Raw genomic sequence first — 25407 nt, forward strand, 5'->3', positions numbered from 1 at the left:
CCGCAGCATCTCACGCGCTCTCCGCCAGCGCCCTAAGCGCGGACTTATCCACCAGAGCAATCCGCCCCCGCGACTGCTGCACCAGCCCGCGTTTCTGGAAATCCGCCAGCACGCGCGAAATCACCTCCCGCGCGGTGCCCAGTTCGCTCGCGAGGTCCTGGTGCGTCGCCGCGATCTCTTTCATGTCGCCGGCCAGTGCCAGCAGACGCTCGGCCAGCCGCACGTCGATCCGCCCGAACGCCACGTCGTCCACCACCCGCAGCATGTCGATCAGCCGCCGCGAATAGGCATCGAAGACGAACTTGCGAAACGGTTCCGCCTCGGCCACCAGCCTGTCGAACTCGGGCTTCGGCAGCACCACGGCGGTTACGTCCGTCTCGGCGATCCCTTCGGCGTTATAGGCTTCCTCGGCCAGCATGCAGGCGGTGGTCAGCACGCAACTGTCCCCGGCCTCGACCCGGTAAAGCACGATCTCGCGCCCGCCTTCCGAGGTTTGCGACACGCGAATCCGCCCATCATAGAGAAAGAACAGCCGGTCCGGCACGTTGTCCGGCCCGAAGACCTGGGTGCCTTTCTCCAGCCGCACGATCCGCGCCGCCCGGATCAGCCGGTCGCGCACGGCACGGGGCAGGGCGCGTGTCCCCTTGAACCGCTCCGTCCAGTCCGCGATGCCTGTCGTCCCGTCCGCGCTCATCTTTCCGCCTCTTGCGTGACTTTGTCACCGACGTCCGCCCCTGCGGCGCCTAAGTTCCAACCACTCCCTGCCGGGCCAGGCGCCCGCTCCGTCACCAAGTTGCGCATGACGGCGCGCGGCGGCACACCCGACAGACAGCCCGAGGCGGGGCCACGCATCCCGGCCCCGCCTCGCGCTTATCCCAGCTTGCGCAGCCGCTTGATCAGGCTCGACGTGTCCCAACGCCCGCCGCCCATCTTCTGCACATCCTTGTAATACTGGTCCACCAGCGCCGTCACCGGCAGCGACGCGCCGTTCTCGTCCCCGGTCTTCAGGCAGATCCCCAGATCCTTGCGCATCCAGTCCACGGCAAAGCCGTGCTCGAACTGGTCGTCCAGCATCGTCTCGTAACGGTTCGCCATCTGCCAGCTTCCGGCCGCGCCCTGGCTGATCACCTCGACCACCGCGCGCCCGTCCAGCCCCGCTTTCTCGGCGAAATGCAGCGCCTCGCTGAGGCCCTGCACCAGTCCGGCAATGGCGATCTGGTTGCACATCTTGGTCATCTGGCCCGCGCCGCTTTCGCCGATCCGGCGGCAGAGCTTCGCGTAGGTCTCCATCACCGGCTCGGCCTTGGCATAAACCTCCGCATCGCCACCGCACATGATCGACAACTGCCCGTTCTCGGCCCCCGCCTGACCACCCGAGATCGGCGCATCGACATAGCCGATCCCCATCTCCTTGGCGGCGGCATAAAGCTCTTCGGTCACCTGCGCCGAAACGGTGGTGTGATCGACGAAGATCGCCCCCTTCGCCATCCCCGCGAACGCGCCATCCTCGCCCAGGCAGACCGACCGCAGATCGTCGTCATTGCCCACGCAGGCCATCACGCACTCCGCCCCCTCCGCGGCCTCCCTCGGGGTGGGCGCGTGGCTTCCGCCATGCTCCTTCACCCAGGCCTCTGCCTTGGCCGCCGTCCGGTTGTAGACGCAGACGTCATGCCCCGCCGATGCCAGGTGCCCGGCCATCGGATACCCCATCACGCCCAGTCCCAGAAATGCCAGCTTCGTCATCGCAATCTCCCTCGTGCCTTCGGGCCGCATTGTGAAGAGCGGCCCATTGTCTATGCCGGGATTTGTGACTATCCCCACCGGAATGGCAACCTAACGTGGGTGGGGCATGGCGCAAGTGTTCAAATGGCTGGTGCGGATCGCGGGCGGGATGATCCTGCTCGGCCTGGTCGCGCTGGTGGGCGTCTACTTCCTGCTGTCGCGTTCGCTGCCGGACTATTCCAAGGACCTCGACGTGATCGGCATCCTCGAGCCGGTCGAGATCGTCCGCGACAACGCCAACGTGCCGCATATCTTCGGCACCAACGACCCCGACACGTTCTACGGGCTGGGCTATGCCCACGCGCAGGACCGGCTGTGGCAGATGGTGATGATGCGCCGCACCGTGCAAGGGCGCCTGTCCGAGGTGTTCGGCCCCCGCACCGTCGAAATCGACAAGATCCTGCGCCGCTTCGACCTCTACACGCTGGCCCAGCGGTCGGTCGAGGCGCAAGACACCCAGACGCTTGCCGCCCTGCGCGCCTATTCCGCCGGGGTGAACGCGCGACTGAAGGAGATCAACGAATCCGCCCTGGGTCGCGGCGCGCCCGAGATGTTCATCTTCAACAATCCCGTGGCCCCGTGGACGCCCGCCGATTCCATCGCCATCGTCAAGCTCATGGCGGTGCAGCTTTCCGCGCACCTGGAAGAGGAAGTGCTCTACGCCCACGCAGCGCTCGAGCTGGACGATGCCGACCGCCTGGCCGACATCATGCCGCTGGCTCCCGGCACCGGCATCGCCGCGCTGCCCGAGTATGCCAGCCTTTTCCCCGAGGGCACGCAATTCGCCCACAACAATGCCCCCGGCATCCCCGACCACCCGCTGTCTCCCTTCAAAAAACGGGCCTTCGCCGGTGCCTCCAACGCCTGGGCCGCCGCGCCCAAGCGCTCGGCCTCGGGCGGCACGCTTCTGGCCAACGATCCGCATTTGGGCCTGACCGCGCCTGCCATCTGGTATCTCGCCCGGCTGGAGCTTCAAACGGGCGGCGTCATCGGCGCCACCATCCCCGGCGTGCCCATCGTCATGGCCGGCCGCAGCGCCGATCTGGGCTGGGGGGTCACGTCCTCCTATCTCGACGACCAGGACCTCTTCATCGAGCGCTTGAACCCCGACAACCCGCAGGAATATCTCACACCCGACGGCTACAAGCCCTTCCGTACCGAAAGCACCATCATCCGCATCGCGGATGCCGCGCCCATCACGCTCACCCTGCGCTGGACGGAAAATGGCCCCGTGCTCCCCGGCTCGCATTACAATCTCGCCGACGTGACGCCCCCGGGCCACGTCGCCTCTCTCGGCTGGACGGCGCTCTCGGACAGCGACACGACACTGTCCTCGGCCATGGCCCTGATGCGCGCGGCCTCGGTGGACGAGGCCATCGCGGCAGGCGAGAGCTATATCGCCCCGTCGCAGAACCTGACGCTGGTGGACCAGTCCACCATCGCCATGAAGACCATCGGCGCCATGCCCCGCCGCAACGCCGAGCACGAAACGCGCGGCCGCTACCCGTCGCGGGGATGGGAAGACAAGAACCGCTGGCAGGGGACGCTGGCCTATTCCGCCAACCCCGAATTCGTGGCCCCCGCCGGTGGCATCCTGGGCAACACCAACAACAAAACCCTGGACCGCCCCTTTCCCAACCATGTCAGCTACAAGTGGGGCGACACGCAGCGCGTCTTCCGCTGGCGCCGCCTGATGCAGAACCGCGAGGTTCACACCCGCGACAGCTTCATCGAGGCGCAGCTCGACACCGTCAGCTTCACTGCCCGCTCGCTTTTGCCGCTCATCGGCAAGGACCTGTGGTTCACCGGCGAAGCCGCGCCCGACGGCACGCCGGAACGCCAGCGCCAGCGCGCGCTCACCCTGCTGTCCGAGTGGAACGGCGAGATGAACGAGCACCTGCCTGAGCCTCTGATCTACGCCGCCTGGCTGCGCGAATTGCAGCGCCGCCTGATCGTCGACGAGCTCGGCCCCCTGGCGGACGAGTTCACCCATCCCGACCCAGTCTTCATCGAGCGAGTTTACCGCGACATCGACGGCGCGTCGGCCTGGTGTGACATCCGACAGTCCACGGTCGAGGAAACCTGTTCCGACATCGCCCGCATCGCGCTCGACGCGGCGCTGATCTGGATCGACGAACGCTATGGCAGCGCGCTGGAAAGCCTGCGCTGGGGCGACGCCCACCAGGCCACGCACGATCACCAGGTCCTGGGCGAGGTGCCGCTGCTGCGCTACTTCGTCAACATCCGCCAGTCGACCTCGGGCGGCGACAACACGCTCCTGCGCGGGCGCACGCGCGGGCAGGGGCCCGACCCGTTCCAGAACGTGCACGGCGCGGGCTATCGCGGGGTCTACGACTTCGCCGATCCCGACAGCAGCGTGTTCATCACCGCGACCGGGCAATCGGGCCACTTTCTCAGCCGGCACTACGACGACATGGCCCAGCTCTGGCGCCGTGGGGAATACATCCCGATGTCGCTCGACGCCGATCTGGCCCGCGCGGCGTCGGTCGGGATCACCCGCCTGACACCCGCCGCCCCCTGATGGCCCGCGCGCCATTTTCTGCGCAGAAAATGGTCCGGAGAATACATATTCTCCGGTTGCGGAATTTGCGCAAATTCTGCGCCGCTCCGGTGCTCCGGTGATCCCGAAAATCGCACCGTCGCAATACCACTTGGATACCGACGCGATACTGACGCTGGTTTTCGCCGTGCAATCTGCCGGGGGTCATCGCGAAATTGACCTCTCCCAAGCCCGCTGCTTAACTCCCTGACATGCGCGACATGCCTCTTGCCCAGATCGAAAACCTCGGCGTGACGTTCCGGTCCGATGCCGGCGAGACCGTGGCCGTGCGCGACGTCTCGTTCGACATTCTGCCCGGAGAAACCCTTGCAATCGTTGGGGAATCCGGATCCGGCAAGTCCGTGACCTCACTCGCACTGATGCGTCTTGTCGGCTTTGACGGGGGCCGGATCACCGGCGGACGATTGATGTTCGACGCCGGTTCCGGGCCTTTCGACCTCGGAAAACTCACGCAAAAACAGATGCGTAGCCTGCGCGGCGCCCGGATCGGCATGATATTCCAGGAACCCATGACCGCCCTCAACCCGGTCTTCACCATCGGCCGTCAGCTGACCGAAGGCCTGCGTAAACACAAGCGCCTCAGCCGCGCCGGCGCGCGCGCCAAGGCCTTGGAACTACTGCAAGAAGTCCGCCTGTCCGAACCCGAACGCCGCCTCTCGCAATACCCTCACGAACTCTCTGGCGGCATGCGCCAGCGCGTCATGATCGCCATGGCGCTGGCCTGCGAGCCGCGCCTCCTGATCGCCGACGAGCCCACCACCGCCCTCGACGTCACCACCCAGGCCGAGATCCTCGCCCTCATCGACCGCCTGCGCCGCGACCACGGAACCGCCGTTCTTTTCATCACCCACGACATGGCCGTCGTGGCCCAGGTGGCCGACCGCGTCGTGGTCCTGAAGGACGGTGAAAAAGTCGAGGAAGGCCCTGTTTCGCAAGTCTTTTCGGCGCCCTCGCATCCTTACACGCGCAAGCTTCTTGCCGCCGTGCCGCGGTTGGGCGACATGCGCGGAAAACCCGCGCCGGAGCCGTTCGCGCTCGACCCCGAAGCGCCGCCGAAACCCGTACCGGGGCAGGGCACCGAACTTCTCCGGGTCGAGCACCTGAGCACGCGGTTTCCAGTGAGGGGCGGGCTTCTGCGGCAGATCGTCGGTCGTGTTCACGCGGTCGAGGACGTGTCCTTCTCCATCAACGCCGGTCAAACCCTTGCCTTGGTTGGTGAATCCGGCTGTGGCAAGTCCACCGTGGGCCGTTCCCTTCTGCGCCTGGTCGAGCCCGATCGCGGCCGCATCTCGCTGGGCGGACAGGACATAACCGCCTTGCCCGCCGCCGAACTTCGCCGCGCACGCGCGCAGATGCAGATGATCTTCCAGGACCCTTACGGCAGCCTCAATCCCGTGCTGCGCCTGGCCGAGCAGGTGGCAGAACCCCTGCGCAATTTCACCAATCAGAACAAGGCTCAACGCACTGACCGCGTGACAGCCCTGTTCGACCGGGTCGGCCTGCCAGGCAGCTTTCTCGACCGCTACCCGCACGAGCTGTCCGGTGGCCAGCGTCAGCGCGTCGCAATCGCGCGCGCCCTAGCGCTTAACCCGAAATTAATCGTCGCCGACGAAGCTGTCTCGGCGCTCGATGTGAGTGTGCAGGCGCAGGTTCTGAACCTGCTGATGGAATTGCAGGCCGAACTGGGGTTGTCCTACCTCTTCATCAGCCATGACATGGCGGTGGTCGAGCGGATCAGCCATCACGTCGCGGTCATGTATGCCGGGCGCATCGTCGAGCGCGGGCCCCGTGCCGCCGTGTTGGAAGATCCCCGGCATCCCTACACGCGCGCGCTCCTGCGCGCTGTCCCCGTGGCCGACCCGGCCCAACGGCGGCAGATAAGTGATTTGAGTTTCAAACCGATTCCGTCTCCGATACACCCCAAGGATCACGACCCCGGCCCGTCGCTCTATCGCGAGGTTTCGCGGGATCACGTCGTTCTGACTTCGGATTGTGGATACTGAAAGGACCGCCCATGCCCATCAAGAACCGCTTTGCAGAAATGCAGGATGAGATAACGGCATGGCGACGTGATATTCACGAGAACCCCGAAATTCTCTTTGATACCCACCGCACCAGCGCGCTGGTTGCCGAAAAATTGCAAAGTTTCGGCTGCGACGAGGTCGTCACCGGGCTGGGTCGCACCGGCGTCGTGGCGGTCATCAAAGGGCGCGAGCACAGCTCGGGCCGCACCATCGGGCTGCGCGCCGACATGGACGCACTGCCGATTCACGAGGCGACGGGGCTCGATTATGCCTCCAAGACGCCCGGCGCGATGCACGCGTGCGGGCATGACGGGCACACCGCCATGCTGCTGGGCGCGGCCAGGTACCTTGCGGAGACCCGCAATTTCAATGGCACCGCCGTCATCATCTTCCAGCCTGCCGAAGAGGGCGGCGGCGGCGGCAAGGAGATGTGCGACGACGGATTGATGGAACGCTTCGGCATCCAGGAAGTCTACGGCATGCACAATTGGCCAGGGGTCGAGCCGGGCCAGTTCGCCATCCGACCCGGCCCGTTCTTTGCCGCCACCGACAGGTTCGATATCGTGGTCGAAGGCAAGGGCGGCCACGCGGCCAAGCCGCATGAAACCATCGACCCCACGGTCGTCACGGGCCACCTGGTGACCGCGCTTCAGACCATCGTCAGCCGCAATGCCGATCCGATCCAGCAGATCGTCGTCTCGGTGACCTCGATGGAAACCTCGTCGCACACGTTCAACGTGATCCCGTCACGCGTCACGCTGATGGGCACCGTGCGCACGCTCAGCAACGAGACGCGCGAGCTGGCCGCGACCCGGATGAAGGCGATCTGCGACCATATCGGCGCTGCCTTCGGCGCCGAGATATCGCTTGACTACCAATACAATTACCCGGTCATGGCCAACCACGAAGAGCAGACGGAGTTCGCCGCCGAGGTGGCAAAATCGGTGTCAGGCCAATGCGATACGGCCCCGCTTGTGATGGGCGGCGAGGATTTCGCCTTCATGCTCGAGGAACGTCCGGGGGCCTATATCCTTGTCGGCAATGGTCCCTCGGCCCCGGTTCATCATCCGGAGTACAACTTCAACGACGAGGTCATCCCCGCCGGCTGCAGCTGGTGGGCCGGGATCATCGAACAGCGGATGCCGGCCTGATTCGGTCAGGCCGCGCAGTGGGCGCAGAACGGTGTGTCCGGCAGGAACTTCAGCCGGGCCTCCGGGATGCTCTCCCCGCAGGCACTGCAGACACCATAGGTACCCGCCCTGATCCGCTCCAGCGCGGCATCGATCCGGCGGACCTCTTCCAGTTCCGCCAAACCCAGCGCCTCGAGCACCTCGTCGCCCTGCCGCTCCGAGGCGCGGTCTTCCCAGTCCTTGGGCGGTGTCTCGTCCAACGTGCGTTCGACGGTGCTCAGATGCGCGGTCAGCGTTTCGCGGCGTTTTAGCAACGCGTTTTTCCGGGCTTCGTGCGTCATGGTGGCCTCCCTTTCGCGGGCTCCATATTCGCATGCGCCAAGCCCGTGCCGCCTTGATCCCGATCAAAGCCGCGCGGTTCGGGCGCGCAGCTTGGGGTCGAGCGCATCGCGCAGCCCGTCGCCCATGAAGTTCACGCTGAGAACGGTAAGCGAGATCATCAGACCCGGCCAGAACACGCGCCAGGGGAATTCTGCCAGATAGACCACGCCATCGCTCAGAAGTCGCCCCCAGGTGGGAAAGTCGGATGGAAAACCCAGGCTCAGAAAGCTCAAGGCGCTTTCGGTTATGATCGCGTTGGCAATCCCGAGCGTGGCCGAAACCACCACCGGCGACAGGACGTTCGGCAGCACATGCCGGGTGATCTGGCGAAAGCGCGTGGTGCCCGAGGCGCGGGCCGCCAGGATGAATTCGCGCTCCCGCACGCTCAGCACGTCGGCCCGCACGATCCGTGCCACGGGCATCCAGCTGGTCAGTCCGATCGCCGTGACGACCAGCAGGAAAATTCCCATCTCCGTCCCCACCGCGGCACTCAGCGCTTCGCGGAACAGCATCACGATGACCAGCAGCAACGGCAGAAGGGGCAGGGACAGAAACAGGTCCGTCAGCCGCATCAACGGGCCGTCAAGCCGGGGAAAGAACCCGGCGGACACACCCACCAGCGTGCCCAGCCCCACCGACAGGACCATGGCCGCCACCCCGACCGCCAGCGAGATGCGTCCCCCCACCAGCACCTGTGCCAGCACGTCACGGCCCAGCTGATCGGTGCCGAAGGGATGCGCCAGGCTGGGCGCCGCGTTGCGGGCGGAGAAATCCAGCGCATCGGGCGCGATGCTCCACAGGGCCGGGCCAAGCAGTACGGCCAGCACGATACCGGCAAAAAGATATGCGCCGAAGACGGCGCCCTTGTGGCGCAGGAACTGGCGCCGGATGTCGCGCCAGAGGCCGGTTTTCGCGGGCGCGCGGTCAGTCATAGCGGATCCTCGGATCAAGCAGACCATAGAGCAGGTCCGCAACCAGGTTGGCGAGAACGATCAGGACAGCGAACAGGAATGTCAGCGTCTGAACCATGGGCAGATCGTTGGCCTTGATCGCCCCGATCAGCTGCGCGCCGATGCCGTTTATCGCGAACACCTGCTCGGTGATGATGGCCCCACCGAACACCGCCGGGGCGCCCAGTGCGATGACGGTGACCACCGGGATCATCGAATTGCGCAGGACGTGCACCATCACCACTGCCCACTCTGCAAGCCCCTTGGCCCGCGCCGTGCGCACGTAATCCTGGCCGAGATTGTCCAGCATGGCAGAGCGCAGGTAGCGGCTGATCTGTGCCGTGGTCTGCACCGACAAGACCAGCACTGGCAATACCATCTGCCGGACCTGATAGATGAAGCTGTCCCAATCCCTCACGCTATGCGTCGTCTCGTAGATGAAGGGCAGCAGGTCGAGTTGAACCGCGAAGACATAGATGACCAAGGGGCCGGTCAGGAACGGTGGCAGGGAATAGCCCAGCATCGTTACGAAGGTGCCGGCGTTGTCGAAGACCGAGTATTGCCGGTAGGCCGAGTAGATCCCGATCGGCAACGCCACGAGAATGCCGACCACATAGGCCGTGCCGACGACCCAGAGGGTCTGGGGCAGGGCGCGGGCGATCTCGGCCATGACGGGTGCACGGCTCTGCCAGCTCAGGACACGCAGCTTTCCGTCGGCGAGGGATGTTCCGAACACGCTATCCAACAGCACCAGCGGCTCGATCCAGAAAAATTGCACCATCCACTTCCAGAACCGCACATGCACCGGCTCGCCAAGGCCGAGCGCCTCGCGCATCCGGGCCTTCACCTCGGGCGAAATCGTTTGGGGCAGGTTGCCCATGGGATCGCCCGGCGCGAGTTCCAGCAACAGAAAGATGATCAACGCGATCAGGATCAGGGCCGGTAACGAAAGCAGCAATCGGCGCAAAGCGAATGTCAGCATTCAGCCATGTCCATTGGCGGCCCCCATCGTGTCCTTTTCGGGATCACTCCGCCGACTTGCGGTACCAGTCCGCCGCGTTCCACAATTCGCTGTCCCAGGTGTTCATGACGATACCACCCAGGCTGTCTACATGGGCCGAAACCCGCCCGCGATGCACCAGCGGCAGAATCGCGAAATCCTGCATCAGCATGTCGTTGAGCGCCCGCGCCAGTTCGGCACGGGCCTCCAGGCCCGCGGTTTCGCGAAACTCTTGCACCAGCGCGTCGTATGCCTCGTTGCAATAGCGCGGCATGTTGGTGCCCTGCCACTGGTTTTCCGGTGTCGGAATGCGGTCACATGTCCAACTGGCCATATACGCCTCGGGATCGGTACCATCGAACATCTGGGCGTACATCTGCACGTCGGCAAAGAACTTCTGGTAAGTGTCCGGACTGTTTGGATCGCTTCCGAAAAAGACGTTCCCGTCGATGCTGCGCAGCTCGGTTTCGACTCCGATCTCTGACCACCAGCTCTTGATCGCCGCCTGAAAGGTCTGGCGGACCGCGTTGGTGGAGGTTTGAAAAAGAATGCGCAGGTCGATCCCGTCCTTGTCGCGGATGCCATCGCCATCACTGTCGGTCCAGCCGGCCGCGTCCAGCAGCGATTTCGCACCTGCGATGTCCTGGGTCTTGCAGGCCTCGTTGGCGTCGGAGGCATAGATTTCCGGCGCGGGCAGGACGTTGCAGGTCATCGCACCCGCCTCGCCATAGCCGATTTCGACAAGGATCGCCCGGTCGATAGCCAGGCTCAGGGCCTGGCGCACGGCGACATCGGTCAGAAACGGGTGGTCATGCGCCCGGGTCGAACGCTCGTCCCCAAGCGCGGCCGAGGGATCGGTCAGGTTGAGAACGACACGTTCCACCAGCGTCCCGAACGCCGAAACGATGCTGCCCTTGCCCGCCGCCTGCATCCCGTCCAGCACCTCGGGCGGCAGTTGCAGGTTCCAGGCGTAATCGTAATCCGCGGTTTCCAGCACGGCCCGGCCCGCATTTTCGGCGGTGCCGCCGCCCTTGATCAGCAAGCTGGCGAAGGCGGGCTTCTCGGGCTCCCGGAAATTCGGGTTGGCGGACATCTTGACGATGTCCCCCGCCCGAAACTCGTCCAACACGAACGGGCCGGTGCCTATGGGATAGAAATTGGCGTCTGTGCAGGTCGGCGCACGGTCGCCAAGGCAATCGGCGAATTGCCGTGCCTGAAGGATCGGGGCCGAGGATCCCACGAACGCGTCGTAGGGAAACGGCTTTGCCTCGTCGAAGCGTATGACGACCGTCCGGTCATCCGGCGTATCTATGCCTGTGATCCCCGCGAACTTGTCGGCATGCGCGCAACCGCCACCCTCGGCGGTGCAGTATGTCCAGGTGAAACGGACATCGCTGGAGGTGACGGGCGTACCGTCGGACCAAAGCAGCCCGTCGGTCAGGGTCCAGGTGACGGATTTCATGTCCTCGCTGACGCCGCCGTTTTCCAGCGTCGGGATCTCGTCCACCAGCCACGGCACCATCGTGCCCGTCTCGTCGTAGCGCGCCAGCGGCTCGAGGACCAGGCTCGCGGACTCGATGTCCTTGATGCCGCCTGTCAGATAGGGGTTCATGATCGAAGGGGCCTGCCAGAAGATCACGTTGACCTGTCCGTCGCTTGCCCGTTCCGCGGCGCAGACCTGCGCGACGCTACATGCAAGCATCACCGCCGCGGTCAGCTGTCCCCACTGCATCCCCGTGTCCCCTTTTGGTTCGTGCCACCTCCCACGACGCCGACAATGGCCTGTCGTGAACCCCTGGGTCGTGTGAGTGATGGGGTCCGGGCATATGACGACGGCATCTGACCATTTGCCCGGCGGAAAATCAAGCGGTCAGCCCGGTCGGGGCAGACCGAAGACGCGACAAAACCTGTCTGCGTAAATTATGGGATCTACCTGGCGCCCGGCGCGATGATCATGATCATCTGGCGGCCTTCCATCTTCGGCATGTTCTCGACCTTGCCGATTTCCTTGATGTCCTCGGCCACGCGTTGCAACAGGTCGCGGCCCAGGTCCTGGTGCGCCATTTCGCGGCCACGGAAGCGCAGCGTGATCTTGACCTTGTCGCCGTTTTCCAGAAAGCGGAAGACGTTGCGCATCTTGACGTCGTAGTCGTGCGTATCGGTGTTGGGGCGGAACTTCACCTCCTTCACCTCGATGACCTTCTGCTTCTTGCGCGCCTCGGACTCACGCTTCTGCTGTTCGTACTTGTACTTGCCGTAATCCATGATCTTGCAGACCGGCGGATTGGCGTTCGGCGAGATTTCCACGAGGTCCAGACCGGCCTCTTCCGCCATGCCCATGGCCCGTTCTGGCGTCACGACGCCAACGTTTTCGCCATCCGCGCCGATCAGGCGGATTTCCGGAACGCGGATTTTATCGTTGATGCGGGGGCCGGTGTCGCGCGTCGGGGGCGCGTTGTGTGGTCTGCGGGCTATGGTTTTTGTCCTTCGATCGTTCAACAAGTTTGAGGTCGCAAGGTAACTGCGGCCAAGGGGTGTTTCAAGCGGCAAAATGGGCTGTCAGTGCCCCAAGCGAGGGTAATTTCCCCTTGCGCACGCCGATTTTACGCTTCATCTCGCAACAACGTTAAGGCAGGCTGTGACTGTCTCTAGATACCTGCCAGTTGAGGGGAATACCAATGAGAAACATTTTGTGGCTGATCGTCGCCCTGGTCATTCTTGCCGGCGGCTACATGCTGTTCACCGGCAAGTCTCCGCAGGAGGTCGTGGAAGAGGTCTCCGAGACCGTGTCGACACCCGAGGAGCTGGAAAGTGCCGGCGATGCCGCCGGTGAAGCGGTCGAGAATGCCGTCGAGGAAACCGGCCAGGCGCTCGACGAGGCTGCCGAGGCGACCGAGGAGGCCGCCGAAGATGCCGCGGCGGCCGCAGAAGATGCTGTCGATGCTGCCGGGGACGCCGCCGATGAAGCGGCGCAAGACGCGGTCGAGGCCGGCGACGATGCGGCCAATTTCGCCGAGGACACCGCGTCGGATGCCGCTAACACGGCCAGTGAAGCTGCGGGTGATGCCGCAGAAGCCGCCGCCGATGCCGCGGATGCGACCGAGCAGACAGCCGAGGAAGTCGCCGAAGAAACCACGCAAGCCGCCTCGGACGCCGCGGATGCCGCCGCCGACACTGCAAGCGACGCGGCTGATGCGACGGAAGAGGCCGCCGAGGATGCGGCTGACGAGGCCGCGGATGCGACGAGCGACGCCGCAGTTGCAACCGAAAACGCGGCGGAAGACGCCGCGAGCGCTACTGAAGATGCCGCGACCGAAGCCGGGGATGCAACCGAGACCTCCATCGAGCAGTTGCTGACGCCCGAGGGGTTCGATTACGACAAGGTTGCGGACTACATCGACAATTCGGACCTTGGCCCGGTGCAGAAGACAGGGCTGAAATCCAGCCTGGAAGCCGCGCGGGACAATCCCGAAATGTTGGACAGCGCGCTGGACGCGGTGCGTGAAGCGCTCAACATCTGATCGCATCAGGCTGCTGAAACAAGAAAACCCGCGCTGCGATCAGCGCGGGTTTTTTCGTGACTCGGCTACGAGGTTCAGTCGAGAAAGGCTTTTTCGACCACGTATTCCTTCGGATCGGAGTTGGCACCCTCGCGCAGGCCGTATTCTTCCAGCATTTCCTTGATCTCGAGGTTGAACGCCAGGTTGCCACAGACCATCGCGCGGTCGATCTCGGGGGTAAGAGGCTCCACCCCGAGGTCTTCGAAGACTTCGCCCTTGCGCATCAAGTCTGTGATGCGGCCCATCTTCGGGCTCTCCTCTCGCGTGGTGGTGGGGTAATAGCGCAGCTTCTCGTGAAAGCCTTCGCCGATCAGTTCGGCCAGCATCTCGTCGCTGCGGATGCCGTCGATCAGTTCCTTGCCATAGGTCAGCTCACCCACCTCGCGGCAGGTATGGGTGATGATCACCTCGTCATAGTCGGTGTAGGTCTGCGGGTCGCGCAGCAGCGAGGCGAAAGGCGCAAAGCCTGTGCCCGTTGCAAAAAGCCACAGGCGCTTGCCGGGCAAGAGGGCGTCATGCACCAGCGTGCCCACGGGCTTGGGCCGCAGGATGATCTCGTCGCCCGGCTGGATATGCTGCAGGCGGCTGGTCAGGGGGCCGTCCTGCACCTTGATCGAGTAGAATTCCAGCTCGTCGTCCCAGGACGGCGAGGCGATGGAATAGGCCCGCAGCAGGGGCTTTTCCTTGCCGGTCTTCTCGTCTTTCTGCATCAGCCCGATCATCACGAACTCGCCCGAGCGGAAACGCAGGCTGGCGGGCCGGGTGGTGCGGAAGGAAAACAGCCTGTCGGTCCAGTGCTTGACCGCCGTCACGGTCTGGGCATCGGGCAGGGTGGGGACTTTGACGGGTTTCGCTTCGGTCACGGTCACGGTCTCGTTCATCAGCAATAATCGCCCGGGGTCTTAGCCCGGGCGCCTCCTCGTATACTTTGATTCAGGTCAGATGACAGGGGTTATTCCGCGGGAATCCTGCCGCGCTCTGCGCCGCGGAGGCGCGCCTGGTAGTCATGCGCTTGCCAATCCGCCCGGAACAGCCATTGGTCCTCGGGCTGCCGTTGGGCCAGGTCGTCCGAGATTTCCACCTCGTCGAAACCGGCCCGGCGGGCCATCGCGTACTGGTCGGCGATGACATGGCCGCGCGCCCGCAGGCGCCCCTTGAAGCCCATCAGCCGGAGTTGCCGCGCGATGGTGAAGCCGCGCCCGTCGGAAAAGCTGGGAAAGTCGACGCGGATCATCGGGATGTCAGATATCCGCCCGGCCAGCTCATTGGGGTCGTTGCTGGACGCAAGATCGATGGCACAGCCAGGATGCGCGTCGTTCAGCGCGGCGATGGGGCCATCCCAGTCGTCGCTTGTAAAGCCTTGATCGGTCACGATAACGCTCATGCCGTTTCTCCTGTTCTGACGGGTTTTCCGTTGACGAAATGAATGCCGCATTCGGATTTGTCGGAGCCGCGCCAGCGGCCCGCGCGGGCGTCTTCGCCGGCGGCCACGCGACTGGTGCAGGGTTTGCACCCGATGGAAGGATAGCCCTGCGCCACCAGCGGATGCCGGGGCAGGCGGTTTTCTTCCATGTAGGTCTGCACGTCGTCGCGCGTCCAATGCGCCAGCGGGTTGACCTTCATCCGGCCCGTGGATTCTTCGGTCTCGAAGAAATCGAGCGCCGCCCGGTCACCACCGTGATAGCGTTTGCGCCCGGTGATCCAGCCGTCGAAGCCTTGCAACGCGTATTGCAGAGGCACCGTCTTGCGCAGGGTGCAGCAGGCGTCGGTGTCGGATTGGTGCAGGGTGCCGTCGGGGTCCTGCCGGGCCACCGCGTCGGTGTCGGGACGGATGATGCGCAGGTCCTTCAGACCAAGGCGTTCGGCCAGTTCCTGCTGGTAGACCAGCGTTTCGGCAAACAGCATCTCGGTGTCGAGAAAGATCACCGGCGTGTCGCGTTTCAGCACCGAAATCATGTGCAGAAGCACCACGGATTCCGCGCCGAAGCTGGACACGAGCGCCAGCTTGCCCGCCTCGGGGCTGGCCAGCGCATGGCGCAGCACGGCGGTGGCGGAGTTCAGGCGATACCACTCGTTCAGACCCGAGACCCGGGTCGGCAGGCTGGTGTCGATCTTACTCTGCAGCATAGGCCTTGTCCTGTTCGTAGAGGGCGGTCTTGAACGGCGCCATGCCGACACGGCGGTAGAATTGCAGGAACGTCTCGTCCCGGTCCTGCCGCTGGTCGAGATAGGTCTCGACGATGCGTTCGACGGCCGGAATGATCTCGTCGGCCGAGAAGCCCGGTCCGGTACGGTCGCCGATAGTCGCGGTCTCGGTGTGGTCGCCACCCAGCGTGATCTGGTAGTTCTCGACGCCTGCGCGATCGAGCCCGAGGATGCCGATATGGCCCACGTGGTGATGGCCGCAGGCGTTGATGCAGCCAGAGATCTTGATCTTCAGCTCGCCGATATCATGCTCCAGCTTCAACTCGTCGAAGCGGGTCGCGATCTGCTGGGCGATCGGAATGGACCGCGCCGTGGCCAGCGCGCAGTAATCCATGCCGGGGCAGGCGATGATATCCGAGATCAGGCCGATATTCGCCGTGGCCAGCCCGTGCTTTTTCAGAATGGCGTGCAGCGTGGGCAGGTTGGACTTGTGCACATGCGGCAGGATCACGTTCTGCTCGTGGCTGATGCGCAACTCGTCATGGCCGTAGAACTCTGCAAGGTCGGCCATCACCCGCATCTGGTCCGCCGTGGCGTCACCGGGCGTGGCGCCATGGGCCTTGAGGCTGATCTGGACGATTGAATATCCCGGCGCCTTGTGTGCGACGAGGTTCGTGTCCGCCCAGGACCGGAAGATCGGGTCGGTCTTGTACGTGGTCTCGAACACCTCGGTGCCGTCCTGCCGGAAGACGGGCGGGGCAAAGGCTGCCTTGATCTCGTCGAAAAGCGCCACGTCGATGCCGCTGAACGTGGGGCGAATGAGCTCGAACCGCTCTTCCACCCGAGCGCGGATGTCGTCGATGCCGTGCTCGTGCACGGTGATCTTGATGCGCGACTTGTACTTGTTGTCGCGCCGGCCCAGCAGGTTCCAGACGCTGACCGTGGCCTCGATATAGGGCAGCAGGTCTTCCTGGCTGACGAAATCGGACAGCACCTTGCCGATCATCGGCGTCCGGCCGAGGCCGCCGCCGACGAGAACGCGGTAGCCGATCTCGCCGTCACGCTCGACGATCTGGATGCCGATATCATGCGCCTTGATAACCGCACGGTCGTTCGGGCTGCCGGTCACGGCGATCTTGAATTTGCGCGGCAGGAACTGGAATTCGGGATGGTCAGTGGACCACTGCCGCAAGAGTTCCGCCACCGGGCGCGGATCGGCGATCTCGTCCTCGGCGGCGCCGGCGAAATGGTCGGCGGTCACGTTGCGGATGGTGTTCCCGGAGGTCTGGATGGCGTGCATCTCGACATCGGCCAGGGCGTCGAGAATCTCGGGCACGTCGCGCAGTTCCGGCCAGTTGAACTGGATGTTCTGGCGCGTGGTGAAATGGCCATAGCCCTTGTCCCAGGTCTCGGCGATATGGGCCAGCTGGCGCATCTGGCGCGAGTTGATCGTGCCATAGGGGATGGCCACGCGCAGCATGTAGGCGTGCAATTGCAGGTAGAGGCCATTCATCAGGCGCAGCGGCTTGAACTCGTCCTCGGTGAGGTTGCCGGCGATGCGGCGCTCGACCTGGGCCCGGAACTGGCGGTTGCGCTCGGCCACGAAGGCCGCGTCGAATTCGGAATAGGAATACATCAGTTTACCTCGGCTTGCTTGCCATGGTGGTAGTTGGACGGCCCGGTCCGGCGGAATTCCTCGCGGAAATGCGTCGGTTGGGGGCCGTTGTCAGAGGGCTTGGCATCGGCCAGATAAGCGCCGACGACCAGCTCCGGCTGACCCTCGGCCTGCGCCAGCCGCAGATTGGCGAGGGCTTCGTCGCTGATCAGCTCGGCCTCGGACAGGTGCCGTGTCCAGCGGTCATCGGCGGTCTGGTAAACGACGTCGCCTTCGAGCAGCGCATTGGCGGTGACGACCTTGGGCGTGAATTCTCTGGGCATCAGGCGAACTCCTGGGTCGAGAGGGAAAGACTTGCCTCGGCGGCACGCGGCGCCAGGCCGATGAAGGTGAGGGCGGGGCCGTCGAGATCGGCGGCGTCCAGGTCCTGCGCCATGCGGGCCACGGTGGTGGCGACGATGCGCTGTTCCGGGCGCGAGGCGTTCTCGACGATGCTCACAGGTGTGGCGCGGTCGGCGCCGTGCATCAGCAGGCGGCCCTGGACAAAGCGGCTGGATTTCTTGCCCATGTAGATCGCGGCCACCTCGCCGGGTTGGGCCAGCGTGGCCCAGTCCTGCTCGGCATAGCCTTTCATGTCATGGCCGGTGACGAAACGCACCGCGGCGTTGCGCTGGCGCTTGGTCAGGCTTTGGCCGATGGCGGCCACACCGGCGGAGGCGGCGGTGATCCCGGGCACGATGTGCCAGCCGATCCCGGCGGCATCGACCGCGTCGATTTCTTCGTCGAGGCGGCCGAAGACGGTCGGATCGCCACCTTTCAGGCGCACCACCTGCGCGCCGGTGGCGGCGTGTTCGACGATCAGCGCGTTGATCTCTTCCTGCGACATCGAAGGGCCAAAGCCGGTCTTGCCGGCGTCGATCAGCGTTGCTTCGCGGCGGGCAAGTTCAAGGATTTCGGGCGTGACAAGCCGGTCGTGGATCACCACGTCGGCGGCGTCGAGCGCCTTGCGGGCCTTGAGCGTCAGCAGTTCCGGATCACCGGGGCCGGCGCCGACGAAGGCCACGTGACCCTGGCGCTCTTCAGCCTTCACATGTGTGTCCAGGAGGGCGGGCAGGGCTTTGTTGACGGCGTCTTCGCCGCCTTCATCCATCGCACGCGGGCCGGTGCCGAAGTAGTACTCCGACCAGAAGTCGCGGCGTTTGCGGCCCATGGGCAGAACCTCGACCGCCTTGCGGAACGCCTTGCCGATCCGCGCGAGGGTGCCCAGCGTGGCGGGCAGGCGCTCTTCCAGATCGGCCTTGATCGCACGTGCCAGAACCGGGGCCGCGCCCTCGGTGCCGATGGCGACGGTCACCGGGTCACGATCCACGATCGCGGGCGTGATGAAGGCGCTGTCCTGCAGGTTGTCGACGATATTCACCAGCGCGCCCTCGGCGCGGGCGATGGCGGAGGTGCGGGCATCCTCGGCCTCGTCCTCGTCCGCGGCGTAGAACAGCACCGCGCAGGTCGTGTCGCCCGGCTCCATCGCGCGACGCACGAGGCGCAGCTTGCCGGCGGCGTGCCAGTCTTCGATCTCTTGCGCGGGAGACGGGGCGAACACCGTCAGCTGCGCTTCGGTCTTCAGCAGCAGGCGCAGCTTGGCCAGGGCCGCGTCGCCGCCTCCGGACAGCACGACGCGACGGCCCTCGAGCGCGACGAAGATGGGAAAATGTTTCACGGGGGCTGGCCTCCGGCTGCGATTGACTTGCCTCTAAATATAGAAAATATTCCCGGTATTGCGCCACTGGTCGGCGCGAATAAGGACATGCGTTCCAAAATGCTTTCAGCGGACAGGGCGTGTTCCGGGAAAAGGGAAATTGTGGAATGAGTGTTCGCCTTGACGAACTGGATCGGAAAATCCTCTTGGAACTGCAAAAGGACGGGGGGCAGTCGCTGGACGATATCGCCAAATCCGTGGGCAGTTCAAAGACGCCGGTGTGGAACCGGATTCGCAAGATGCGGGAAGGCGGGGTGATCCGCCAGCAGACCTTTTTGCTGGATCCCGAAGCCCTGGGACTGGAGGCCTGTTTCTTCGTCCTGATCCGCACGTCCGAGCACGACAAGGAATGGCAGGACAGGTTTCTGAATGCGCTGAGAACCCGGCCCGAGGTGATGGAGGCGCACCGGCTGGCGGGTGATATCGACTATATCCTGAAGGTCGTGGTCAGCAACGCGCGGGCCTACGACACCTTCTACCAGGCGCTGATTTCAGAGGTGAAAGTGCACAACGTGACGGCGCTGTTGTCGATGGAAGAGATCAAGTCGACGACGATGTTGCCGGTCTAGACGATCAGGTCGATTGCTCCAACGCCTTGATAATGGGCGAGAAATCAGCGGCATTCAGGCTTGCGCCGCCGACGAGGGCGCCGTCCACATTGTCGGTGGCGAAAATCTCGGCGGCGTTGTCGGGCTTCACCGATCCGCCGTAGAGCAGGGGGATCGCACCGCCGTCCTCTGCGCCGAAGCGGCGGATCATGTCGGCGCGGATGAAATCATGAACCTCGTCGATCTGGTCGGTGGTGGGAATCCTGCCGGTGCCGATGGCCCAGATCGGCTCGTAGGCGATCACCGTATTGGCCGCGGTGCAGCCATCGGGCAGGGACGTGGCGAGCTGGCCGCCGATGATTTCGAGCGTGCTGGCCGCCTCGCGCTGCGCCAGCGACTCGCCCACGCAGACGATGGCGACCAGCCCGGCGGCGTGGGCCGCGCGGATCTTGGCGTTGACGGCGTCACTGCTTTCGCCGTGGTCTACGCGCCGTTCGGAATGGCCGAGAATGACGCTGGTCGCGCCGGCGTCGGCCAGCATCTGGGCAGAGACATCGCCGGTATGGGCGCCACTGACCTGCGCGTGACAATCCTGTCCGCCGATCTGAACGGACGCGTCCGCCATAAGCGCCGCAGCCGGATGTATCAGCGTGGCGGGTGGACAGATAAGAATGTCCACGGACGGATTTGGATGCGCCTGTGCGAGAGCGGACAATTCCTGCAAGGCACCGCGCGTGCCGTTCATCTTCCAGTTACCAGCCGCCAGCTTACGCGCCATTCCTTACCTCCGGGTTAATTGACCGGAGTGGTAGCGGCTCGGGCCGGGCGGGGCAACGGCTACATGCCTTCGAACTTGATCGACTCGCCGCAGCCGCATGCCTCGGTGACGTTGGGATTGTTGAAGACGAAGCCCGATTCCAGAAGCGAGGTCTGGTAGTCGATCTCGGTCCCGAACAGGAACATCTGCGCCATGGGCGCGATCATGACGCGGGCGCCGTCCTGCTCGACCACCTCGTCGTTGGGGTCGACCTCGGTCACGTAGTCCATGGTGTATTCCATGCCCGCGCAGCCGCCTTTCTTGACGCCGATGCGCAGGCCCTGGTGGCCGTCCTTGTCCATCAGGCGGGCAATCATCGACGCCGCTTTGGGGGTCATGGTGACCGCCTGCTTGCCTGGAATTCCGAACATGGTGCTGCCTTTCTCGCTGCGTTGCCCTCAATCTAAGCAAGCCACCCGGCAATCTCAAGCGGCGGCAGCAATTCCATCAAGGCGCGGGTGGCCTCGGCCACCAGGAACGCCCATGCAAAGGAGGCCAGCGTGCCGATGATCACGTATTCGGCCGTTTTCTGATCCCGCGCGGCGGTGCCGAAGCGCAGGATGGACTTGGCCGTGATCAAAAAGCCCACGGCAAGCGGTTGATTTGCCATGACGAAAAAGAAGATCAGCCCGCGCTCGATCAGCCCGATCTGGCGGCCGCCATTGCGCAGGCCGCGTTGCTGGATCAGCGTGCCATGCGAGCGCATCAAGAGGCCCACGGCGTATTGTCCGGCGACCAGGGTCGCGATCAGGCCGGAGAGAAGCGCCATCAGCGGCAACAGGGTGGGCATGTCGGCCCAGGCGCCGGTGGCCCAGAGCGTGGGGGCGTGGAACGCGACGGCGACAATCACCAGAAGGTGCAGGGCCTGATCGGCGAGAAACGCCGTCAGGCCCTTGAAATTGCCGTAGGTTTTGGCGCAGTCGATGGCGAGGTGCAGGACGGCGAGCGCCAGGACCGGCAACGCGTCCACGTGGCCCAGCGCGGCCATGGAGGCCACCAGAACCAGCGCTCCGTGCAGAAGCATGACGCCGAAATGGCGCTTGTGGCGGTGGATCCAGTCGGTTTGCAGGACGAAATCGGCCAGGACATGAGCGAAGAGGAGGGCGGTCAGGGTTTCGATCATTCCGACGTCTCCAGCAGTGTCAGGGCATCGTGCAGGGCCGGGTAGCCGGCCGCGTGCAGGGCCTGGTCAATGGCCTGGCGGGAGATGCCGAGGCGGTCGGCGGCGACGCGGCGCGGCCCGGTTCCGGGGGGCAGCATCGCGGCCACGGCGCGGGCCTGGGCCTGGGTCCAGCCCTGCGCGATATGGTCGGCAAGCCGGAAGGTGGCGTCGAGCGGGCCACCGGCGGCGTGGGCCAGGAGGGTGTTGCCCGAGAGCGTTTCCAGCAGGCGGCCCGAAGCGCTGAACGCGGGGCCGTGGGCGCTGTTGGGGTTGGCGTCAGGTCCGTCGGAGAGGGTGCCTTCGCCGGTCGCCACGGCGATGCGTGTTTGCACTGCAGGATCCAGCGCCATCAGGCTGGATTGCAGGTAAAGCGTTGATCTGAGGGTGTATTCAGCCGCATTGACCGCCAGTTGCCAGCCGTCTCCGCCGCGCCGTCCGAAGGCAACCGTGGTGCCTTGGCCCCAGGCGGAAATGTCATCTGACAGCCGGTCGAGGCAGGCCATGACATCGTCCAGGCGGTCCGCCGAAAGGGCGGAGGAGTCGACGATATCGCCGGTGAAGACGGTCCAGATCATATGCAAGTAATATTACTTGCTTTTGCGGAATGCAAGCTTTTTTGCTTGCCTTACATGAACCCGAGTTCGAGCCTTGCCTCGTCGCTCATCATGTCCATGCCCCAGGGCGGCTCCCAGGTCAGATCAACATCAACCTGTTTAACACCGGCTAACGGCTCGATCGCCTCGGCGACCCAGCCGGGCATTTCGCCGGCGACGGGGCAGCCCGGCGCGGTCAGGGTCATGATGACGCTGACCTCGTTCTGGGGGGTGATGTCGATCGTGTAGATCAGGCCGAGGTCATAGATATTCACAGGGATTTCAGGGTCATAGACCGAGCGGCACGCTTCGACGACCTGGTCGTAAAGCGGGTGATCCGTGCTGGAGGGCGCAATCAGCGGCGCGCCTTCGAGGGGTTCTGGCTGTTGGGTCATGTCACGTCCTGTGCCGTTATCCGACTGAATATATAAGGATATGAGAGCGCCGCGTCCAGAGGGGGGGCGGTGGATTAACGCCCCGATTTCGGCCGGATCGGGCGGGGGTGACATGCGTGCACCCCGCGTGCACCGGGCGTGCACCGCCGCGGCGCAGCACCGCGCGGCGCGAAAGGGTTAACGCGCGCCGGGTGACGTTGCGTTCCGCGGGGTCACTTGCTGGTGCGTCGCCGCCGCACGGGTTCGGGGCGCACGCGGGCCTCGATATCGTCGTAGAGCATCCCGACGATGTTCTTGCCGGTCGAATTCTCGATCCCCTCCATGCCGGGCGAGGAGTTGACTTCGAGCACCTTGGGTCCGGCCTCGGCGCGCAGAAGGTCGACGCCGGCGAGCCCCAGGCCGAAGGCGCGGGCGGCGCGCAGGGCCGTCTCGCGCTCGGTCTTGGTGATGCGCACGGATTTGGCAGAGCCGCCGCGGTGCAGGTTGGAGCGGAAATCGCCCTCGGCCCCGGTGCGTTTCATCGAGGCCACGACCTTGCCGCCGATCACGAGACAGCGGATGTCCTCGCCCGCGGCCTCCTTGACGAAATCCTGCACGAGGAAGTTGGCCTTGAGGCCGCGGAAGGCGTCGATCACGCTCTCGGCGGCCTTCTTGGTTTCGGCCAGCACGACGCCCTTGCCCTGGGTCGATTCCAGCAGCTTGACGATCAGCGGCGCGGTGCCGACGAGGCCGATGAGGTTGCCGGTGTCCTGCGGCGAGGCGGCGAAGGCGGTGTTGGGCATCCCGACCTTGGCGCGGGCCATGAGCTGATGCGCGTAGAGCTTGTCGCGGCTGGAGGAGATGCCGGCGGAGGGGTTCACGCAGTAGGTGCCGATGGTTTCGAACTGGCGCACCACGGCGGCACCGTAGGAGGTGATCGAGGCGCCGATGCGCGGGATCACGGCATCGTAGCGGGGCAGTCGCTTGCCGTCGTAATGCACCTCGGGGGCCAGCGTGTTGATCGCCATGTAGCAGCGGGTGGTGTTGATGACCTCGACGGAGTGGCCGCGCTTTTCGCCTTCCTCGACGAGCCGGCGGGTGGAGTAGTTGTCTTCGCGCGAGAGCACCGCGATGCGCAAGGAGCGGTTGGGCTGGGCCTCGCGCATCTTCTTGGTGTGGTAGACGTCGTAGTTGAGCTCTGGCTGAAGGAAGCGGTCGGTGGCGACGATCGAGATGTGGTCCTTGAGCGCGGTGCGGCCCAGGAGCATCCGGCTGTTCATGGTGGAGCGGTTGGTGAGCGTGATCTCGATCGGCCAGGACTGGCCCGAGACCTCGAGCTTGCTTTCGATGACGTAGCGCAGTTCCTTCTCGCCGTTCGAGGACGCCACCTCGCGCCGGTCCACGATGGGGGCCGAGCAGGGGATCACCAGGTCGTCGCGGCCCGGGATCGGGTGGACGGTGAACCGGACCTTGGGTTTAGAGGACGGCCCGAAGGTTTCGATGTCGAAGGCGTGGAGTGCCGAGGTGCGCGCGCCGGTGTCGACCTTGGCCCGCAACGCCGGAACGCCCAGTCCGGGCAGGGAAATCCATTCTTCCCAGCCAAAGTTCAGGATCTCGGGGCTGTCGGCGGATGCTGTCATGGGGTGGCCTTTTGATTGTGGATCGGTCGACGGTGGAACTGCAAGTTTCACCACGTAATCCATGTCGGCACAAGGTTACGGTAGGATGACGGGCACGGGCGCGGCGCGTGACGCTACTTGTTGATGTCCTCGTCGAAGTAGCGGGTCTGGTCGTCGGGCGCACGAAAGAGGCGGCGCAGTGCCAGCCACGCCACCAGTGAGACACCGGCGAAGAGGGCGACGAGAGTGGGGGCCGCGAACGGCCCGAGCAGGGCCACCAGCAGGGCCATGACCGCGGCGCCGACGGCGATACCGAGGAAGATGTAGCCCGGCATCAGCAGTTCGAGGATGGCGATGGCCAGCGCGGCGCAGAGCCAGACCCACCAGTGCGACAGCAGGTCGATCATGGCTTGCCCTTCAGCATGGTGAAGGCGTTGGCGAAGGCCTCGACCGCGTGGGCGGGCACGATCACGGTCTGCGACGACGGCCCCTGGCCCAGGGCGTTGAGCGCCTCGACCTGTTTCAGGGCGACCTGGTATTGCGCGGCCTCGAGCCCGTTATCGGCGATGGCGCGGGCCACGACGCCGGTGGCATAGGCCTCGGCGTCGGCCTGGATGCGGCGGGCCTCGGCGGTTTTCTCGGCGGCGTAGAGATCGGCGTCGGCGGCCAGTTCGACGGCGCGTTTCTTGCCCTCGGCCTCGGTCACCTGGGCGCGGCGGGCGCGTTCGGCGTTGAGCTGCTGCAGCATCGCCTCGCGCGTGGCCTGGTCGAGGTTGACGTCGAGGATCTCGGCGCGGGTGACCTCGATCCCCCAGTTGTCGACGGCGTCCTCGACATGCTGCTTGATCGTGTCGATCAGTTGCGAGCGGTTGGCCTGCACGTCGTCGAGATCCATCTTGCCGATCTCGGCCCGGACGATCCCGGCGACAGTGGTGGCGATGGCGGCGTCGACGTCGCGTATGCGGTAGACGGTCTTTTCGGGGTTGGTGATGCGGTAGAAGACCGAGGTTTCCACCTCGACCAGCACGTTGTCGCGGGTGATGGCGTCCTGGCTGGCATTGGGCAGCTGGCGTTCGAGGATCGAGACGCGGTGCCGGATCTTGTCGAGGAAGGGCACGATGAAGTTGATCCCCGGCCCCAGCACCGAGCGCAGGCGGCCGAAGCGTTCGACCACGTGCTGTTCGGATTGCGGCACGATCTTCACGCCCTTGAAGATCACGAGGAACAGCAGCAGGGCGAGCAGGATGTAGGACAGGTTGGAAGAGAGCAGGTCGATAATCTGGTCTTCGGTCATCGGGATCCCCGTTGGAAAGGTCCCGGCTTAATAGGGCCAGCGCGCGCGCCAATGCAAGGCTTCGATCCGTCGGGCG

General features: G+C 64.8%; 26 protein-coding genes. 5 read left to right on the top strand and 21 right to left on the bottom strand.

The window, feature by feature from the left end; genetic code table 11:
- Positions 1 to 10 precede the first annotated feature (10 nt).
- A complete protein-coding gene (locus tag KUV49_RS10795) occupies positions 11 to 694 on the bottom strand; it encodes a Crp/Fnr family transcriptional regulator (RefSeq protein WP_222449955.1) in 684 nt (227 codons plus the stop codon).
- Between the two features lie 176 nt (positions 695 to 870).
- Positions 871 to 1773 carry an NAD(P)-dependent oxidoreductase gene (locus tag KUV49_RS10800; RefSeq protein ID WP_261391314.1) on the bottom strand — a complete coding sequence of 301 codons (903 nt, stop codon included), beginning with the start codon at positions 1771 to 1773 and terminating at the stop codon, positions 871 to 873.
- Positions 1774 to 1849: 76 nt separating this feature from the next.
- Here KUV49_RS10800 and KUV49_RS10805 point away from each other — a divergent pair, with 76 nt between their 5' ends.
- The 3 genes from KUV49_RS10805 (at position 1850) to KUV49_RS10815 (ending at position 7538) form a co-directional block, all read left to right on the top strand.
- A complete protein-coding gene (locus tag KUV49_RS10805; RefSeq protein WP_222449957.1) occupies positions 1850 to 4324 on the top strand; it encodes a penicillin acylase family protein in 2475 nt (824 codons plus the stop codon).
- A gap of 230 nt (positions 4325 to 4554) precedes the next feature.
- The gene (locus KUV49_RS10810; protein ID WP_222449958.1) at positions 4555 to 6366 is read left to right on the top strand and encodes an ABC transporter ATP-binding protein; all 1812 of its coding nucleotides are present in this window, start codon (positions 4555 to 4557) and stop codon (positions 6364 to 6366) included.
- A gap of 11 nt (positions 6367 to 6377) precedes the next feature.
- A complete protein-coding gene (locus KUV49_RS10815; protein ID WP_222449959.1) occupies positions 6378 to 7538 on the top strand; it encodes a M20 aminoacylase family protein in 1161 nt (386 codons plus the stop codon).
- A 5-nt stretch (positions 7539 to 7543) separates the two neighbouring features.
- On the opposite strand, the gene KUV49_RS10820 is transcribed toward KUV49_RS10815, so the two are convergent.
- The 5 genes from KUV49_RS10820 to infC all read right to left on the bottom strand — a co-directional run bounded on the left by KUV49_RS10820 (position 7544) and on the right by infC (position 12323).
- Positions 7544 to 7858, bottom strand: coding sequence for a TraR/DksA family transcriptional regulator (locus KUV49_RS10820; protein WP_222449960.1), 315 nt, complete (start codon positions 7856 to 7858; stop codon positions 7544 to 7546).
- A gap of 63 nt (positions 7859 to 7921) precedes the next feature.
- Positions 7922 to 8830 carry an ABC transporter permease gene (locus tag KUV49_RS10825; RefSeq protein ID WP_261391159.1) on the bottom strand — a complete coding sequence of 303 codons (909 nt, stop codon included), beginning with the start codon at positions 8828 to 8830 and terminating at the stop codon, positions 7922 to 7924.
- Complete coding sequence (locus KUV49_RS10830; protein ID WP_222449962.1) at positions 8823 to 9830, bottom strand: ABC transporter permease; 1008 nt, start codon at positions 9828 to 9830, stop codon at positions 8823 to 8825. Before KUV49_RS10830 ends, KUV49_RS10825 begins: the two co-directional genes overlap by 8 nt.
- Positions 9831 to 9873: 43 nt before the next feature.
- The gene (locus tag KUV49_RS10835; protein ID WP_222449963.1) at positions 9874 to 11580 is read right to left on the bottom strand and encodes a peptide ABC transporter substrate-binding protein; all 1707 of its coding nucleotides are present in this window, start codon (positions 11578 to 11580) and stop codon (positions 9874 to 9876) included.
- 197 nt (positions 11581 to 11777) lie between these two features.
- A complete protein-coding gene (gene infC / locus KUV49_RS10840; RefSeq protein WP_216647080.1) occupies positions 11778 to 12323 on the bottom strand; it encodes a translation initiation factor IF-3 in 546 nt (181 codons plus the stop codon).
- Positions 12324 to 12526: 203 nt separating this feature from the next.
- On the opposite strand from infC, the gene KUV49_RS10845 reads away from it, so the two are divergent.
- Positions 12527 to 13369, top strand: coding sequence for a translation initiation factor 3 (locus tag KUV49_RS10845; protein WP_222449964.1), 843 nt, complete (start codon positions 12527 to 12529; stop codon positions 13367 to 13369).
- A 74-nt stretch (positions 13370 to 13443) separates the two neighbouring features.
- Here the strand turns inward: KUV49_RS10845 and KUV49_RS10850 are convergent, their stop codons facing one another.
- The 6 genes from KUV49_RS10850 to cysG all read right to left on the bottom strand — a co-directional run bounded on the left by KUV49_RS10850 (position 13444) and on the right by cysG (position 18885).
- On the bottom strand, positions 13444 to 14289 hold the full coding sequence (locus tag KUV49_RS10850) for a ferredoxin--NADP reductase (protein WP_222449965.1): 846 nt from the start codon (positions 14287 to 14289) through the stop codon (positions 13444 to 13446).
- A gap of 71 nt (positions 14290 to 14360) precedes the next feature.
- The gene (locus tag KUV49_RS10855; protein WP_152492151.1) at positions 14361 to 14792 is read right to left on the bottom strand and encodes a DUF934 domain-containing protein; all 432 of its coding nucleotides are present in this window, start codon (positions 14790 to 14792) and stop codon (positions 14361 to 14363) included.
- Positions 14789 to 15535, bottom strand: coding sequence for a phosphoadenylyl-sulfate reductase (locus KUV49_RS10860; protein WP_222449966.1), 747 nt, complete (start codon positions 15533 to 15535; stop codon positions 14789 to 14791). The genes KUV49_RS10855 and KUV49_RS10860 overlap by 4 nt, the downstream gene beginning before the upstream one ends.
- The gene (locus KUV49_RS10865) at positions 15522 to 17189 is read right to left on the bottom strand and encodes a nitrite/sulfite reductase (protein WP_222449967.1); all 1668 of its coding nucleotides are present in this window, start codon (positions 17187 to 17189) and stop codon (positions 15522 to 15524) included. The genes KUV49_RS10860 and KUV49_RS10865 overlap by 14 nt, the downstream gene beginning before the upstream one ends.
- The gene (locus tag KUV49_RS10870; protein WP_222449968.1) at positions 17189 to 17491 is read right to left on the bottom strand and encodes a DUF2849 domain-containing protein; all 303 of its coding nucleotides are present in this window, start codon (positions 17489 to 17491) and stop codon (positions 17189 to 17191) included. The genes KUV49_RS10865 and KUV49_RS10870 overlap by 1 nt, the downstream gene beginning before the upstream one ends.
- Entirely contained in the window at positions 17491 to 18885 is a 1395-nt protein-coding gene (cysG, locus tag KUV49_RS10875; RefSeq protein WP_222449969.1) for a siroheme synthase CysG, read from the bottom strand. The genes KUV49_RS10870 and cysG overlap by 1 nt, the downstream gene beginning before the upstream one ends.
- Before the next feature lie 146 nt (positions 18886 to 19031).
- On the opposite strand from cysG, the gene KUV49_RS10880 reads away from it, so the two are divergent.
- Positions 19032 to 19493 carry an Lrp/AsnC family transcriptional regulator gene (locus tag KUV49_RS10880; RefSeq protein WP_057794009.1) on the top strand — a complete coding sequence of 154 codons (462 nt, stop codon included), beginning with the start codon at positions 19032 to 19034 and terminating at the stop codon, positions 19491 to 19493.
- Between the two features lie 4 nt (positions 19494 to 19497).
- On the opposite strand, the gene tpiA is transcribed toward KUV49_RS10880, so the two are convergent.
- The 8 genes from tpiA to KUV49_RS10920 all read right to left on the bottom strand — a co-directional run bounded on the left by tpiA (position 19498) and on the right by KUV49_RS10920 (position 25331).
- Positions 19498 to 20250, bottom strand: a complete 753-nt coding sequence (gene tpiA, locus KUV49_RS10885; protein ID WP_222449970.1) for a triose-phosphate isomerase — start codon at positions 20248 to 20250, stop codon at positions 19498 to 19500.
- 59 nt (positions 20251 to 20309) lie between these two features.
- Entirely contained in the window at positions 20310 to 20660 is a 351-nt protein-coding gene (locus KUV49_RS10890; RefSeq protein ID WP_057794005.1) for a HesB/IscA family protein, read from the bottom strand.
- 32 nt (positions 20661 to 20692) lie between these two features.
- Entirely contained in the window at positions 20693 to 21412 is a 720-nt protein-coding gene (locus tag KUV49_RS10895) for a DUF3307 domain-containing protein (protein WP_222449971.1), read from the bottom strand.
- Positions 21409 to 22026, bottom strand: a complete 618-nt coding sequence (locus KUV49_RS10900) for a MarR family transcriptional regulator (RefSeq protein WP_222449972.1) — start codon at positions 22024 to 22026, stop codon at positions 21409 to 21411. The genes KUV49_RS10895 and KUV49_RS10900 overlap by 4 nt, the downstream gene beginning before the upstream one ends.
- A 50-nt stretch (positions 22027 to 22076) precedes the next feature.
- Complete coding sequence (locus tag KUV49_RS10905; RefSeq protein ID WP_222449973.1) at positions 22077 to 22439, bottom strand: SUF system Fe-S cluster assembly protein; 363 nt, start codon at positions 22437 to 22439, stop codon at positions 22077 to 22079.
- A 212-nt stretch (positions 22440 to 22651) separates the two neighbouring features.
- Positions 22652 to 24058, bottom strand: a complete 1407-nt coding sequence (rimK, locus tag KUV49_RS10910; RefSeq protein WP_152495789.1) for a 30S ribosomal protein S6--L-glutamate ligase — start codon at positions 24056 to 24058, stop codon at positions 22652 to 22654.
- Between the two features lie 113 nt (positions 24059 to 24171).
- Positions 24172 to 24444 (bottom strand): NfeD family protein, encoded by a 273-nt coding sequence (locus KUV49_RS10915; protein ID WP_222449974.1) that lies wholly within the window; start codon positions 24442 to 24444, stop codon positions 24172 to 24174.
- A complete protein-coding gene (locus tag KUV49_RS10920; protein ID WP_152492162.1) occupies positions 24441 to 25331 on the bottom strand; it encodes an SPFH domain-containing protein in 891 nt (296 codons plus the stop codon). Before KUV49_RS10920 ends, KUV49_RS10915 begins: the two co-directional genes overlap by 4 nt.
- Positions 25332 to 25407 lie beyond the last annotated feature (76 nt).

Source organism: Roseovarius atlanticus (genome assembly GCF_019802205.1).
Taxonomy (GTDB): Bacteria; Pseudomonadota; Alphaproteobacteria; order Rhodobacterales; family Rhodobacteraceae; genus Roseovarius; species Roseovarius atlanticus_A.

Bases quoted from the DNA above. Each gene is read 5' to 3' on its own strand.
- KUV49_RS10795 (WP_222449955.1), bottom strand. From the start codon at position 694: ATGAGCGCGGACGGGACGACAGGCATCGCGGACTGGACGGAGCGGTTC.
- KUV49_RS10800 (WP_261391314.1), bottom strand. From the start codon at position 1,773: ATGCGGCCCGAAGGCACGAGGGAGATTGCGATGACGAAGCTGGCATTT.
- KUV49_RS10805 (WP_222449957.1), top strand. From the start codon at position 1,850: ATGGCGCAAGTGTTCAAATGGCTGGTGCGGATCGCGGGCGGGATGATC.
- KUV49_RS10810 (WP_222449958.1), top strand. From the start codon at position 4,555: ATGCGCGACATGCCTCTTGCCCAGATCGAAAACCTCGGCGTGACGTTC.
- KUV49_RS10815 (WP_222449959.1), top strand. From the start codon at position 6,378: ATGCCCATCAAGAACCGCTTTGCAGAAATGCAGGATGAGATAACGGCA.
- KUV49_RS10820 (WP_222449960.1), bottom strand. From the start codon at position 7,858: ATGACGCACGAAGCCCGGAAAAACGCGTTGCTAAAACGCCGCGAAACG.
- KUV49_RS10825 (WP_261391159.1), bottom strand. From the start codon at position 8,830: ATGACTGACCGCGCGCCCGCGAAAACCGGCCTCTGGCGCGACATCCGG.
- KUV49_RS10830 (WP_222449962.1), bottom strand. From the start codon at position 9,830: ATGCTGACATTCGCTTTGCGCCGATTGCTGCTTTCGTTACCGGCCCTG.
- KUV49_RS10835 (WP_222449963.1), bottom strand. From the start codon at position 11,580: ATGCAGTGGGGACAGCTGACCGCGGCGGTGATGCTTGCATGTAGCGTC.
- KUV49_RS10845 (WP_222449964.1), top strand. From the start codon at position 12,527: ATGAGAAACATTTTGTGGCTGATCGTCGCCCTGGTCATTCTTGCCGGC.
- KUV49_RS10850 (WP_222449965.1), bottom strand. From the start codon at position 14,289: ATGAACGAGACCGTGACCGTGACCGAAGCGAAACCCGTCAAAGTCCCC.
- KUV49_RS10855 (WP_152492151.1), bottom strand. From the start codon at position 14,792: ATGAGCGTTATCGTGACCGATCAAGGCTTTACAAGCGACGACTGGGAT.
- KUV49_RS10860 (WP_222449966.1), bottom strand. From the start codon at position 15,535: ATGCTGCAGAGTAAGATCGACACCAGCCTGCCGACCCGGGTCTCGGGT.
- KUV49_RS10865 (WP_222449967.1), bottom strand. From the start codon at position 17,189: ATGTATTCCTATTCCGAATTCGACGCGGCCTTCGTGGCCGAGCGCAAC.
- KUV49_RS10870 (WP_222449968.1), bottom strand. From the start codon at position 17,491: ATGCCCAGAGAATTCACGCCCAAGGTCGTCACCGCCAATGCGCTGCTC.
- KUV49_RS10880 (WP_057794009.1), top strand. From the start codon at position 19,032: ATGAGTGTTCGCCTTGACGAACTGGATCGGAAAATCCTCTTGGAACTG.
- tpiA (WP_222449970.1), bottom strand. From the start codon at position 20,250: ATGGCGCGTAAGCTGGCGGCTGGTAACTGGAAGATGAACGGCACGCGC.
- KUV49_RS10890 (WP_057794005.1), bottom strand. From the start codon at position 20,660: ATGTTCGGAATTCCAGGCAAGCAGGCGGTCACCATGACCCCCAAAGCG.
- KUV49_RS10895 (WP_222449971.1), bottom strand. From the start codon at position 21,412: ATGATCGAAACCCTGACCGCCCTCCTCTTCGCTCATGTCCTGGCCGAT.
- KUV49_RS10900 (WP_222449972.1), bottom strand. From the start codon at position 22,026: ATGATCTGGACCGTCTTCACCGGCGATATCGTCGACTCCTCCGCCCTT.
- KUV49_RS10905 (WP_222449973.1), bottom strand. From the start codon at position 22,439: ATGACCCAACAGCCAGAACCCCTCGAAGGCGCGCCGCTGATTGCGCCC.
- rimK (WP_152495789.1), bottom strand. From the start codon at position 24,058: ATGACAGCATCCGCCGACAGCCCCGAGATCCTGAACTTTGGCTGGGAA.
- KUV49_RS10915 (WP_222449974.1), bottom strand. From the start codon at position 24,444: ATGATCGACCTGCTGTCGCACTGGTGGGTCTGGCTCTGCGCCGCGCTG.
- KUV49_RS10920 (WP_152492162.1), bottom strand. From the start codon at position 25,331: ATGACCGAAGACCAGATTATCGACCTGCTCTCTTCCAACCTGTCCTAC.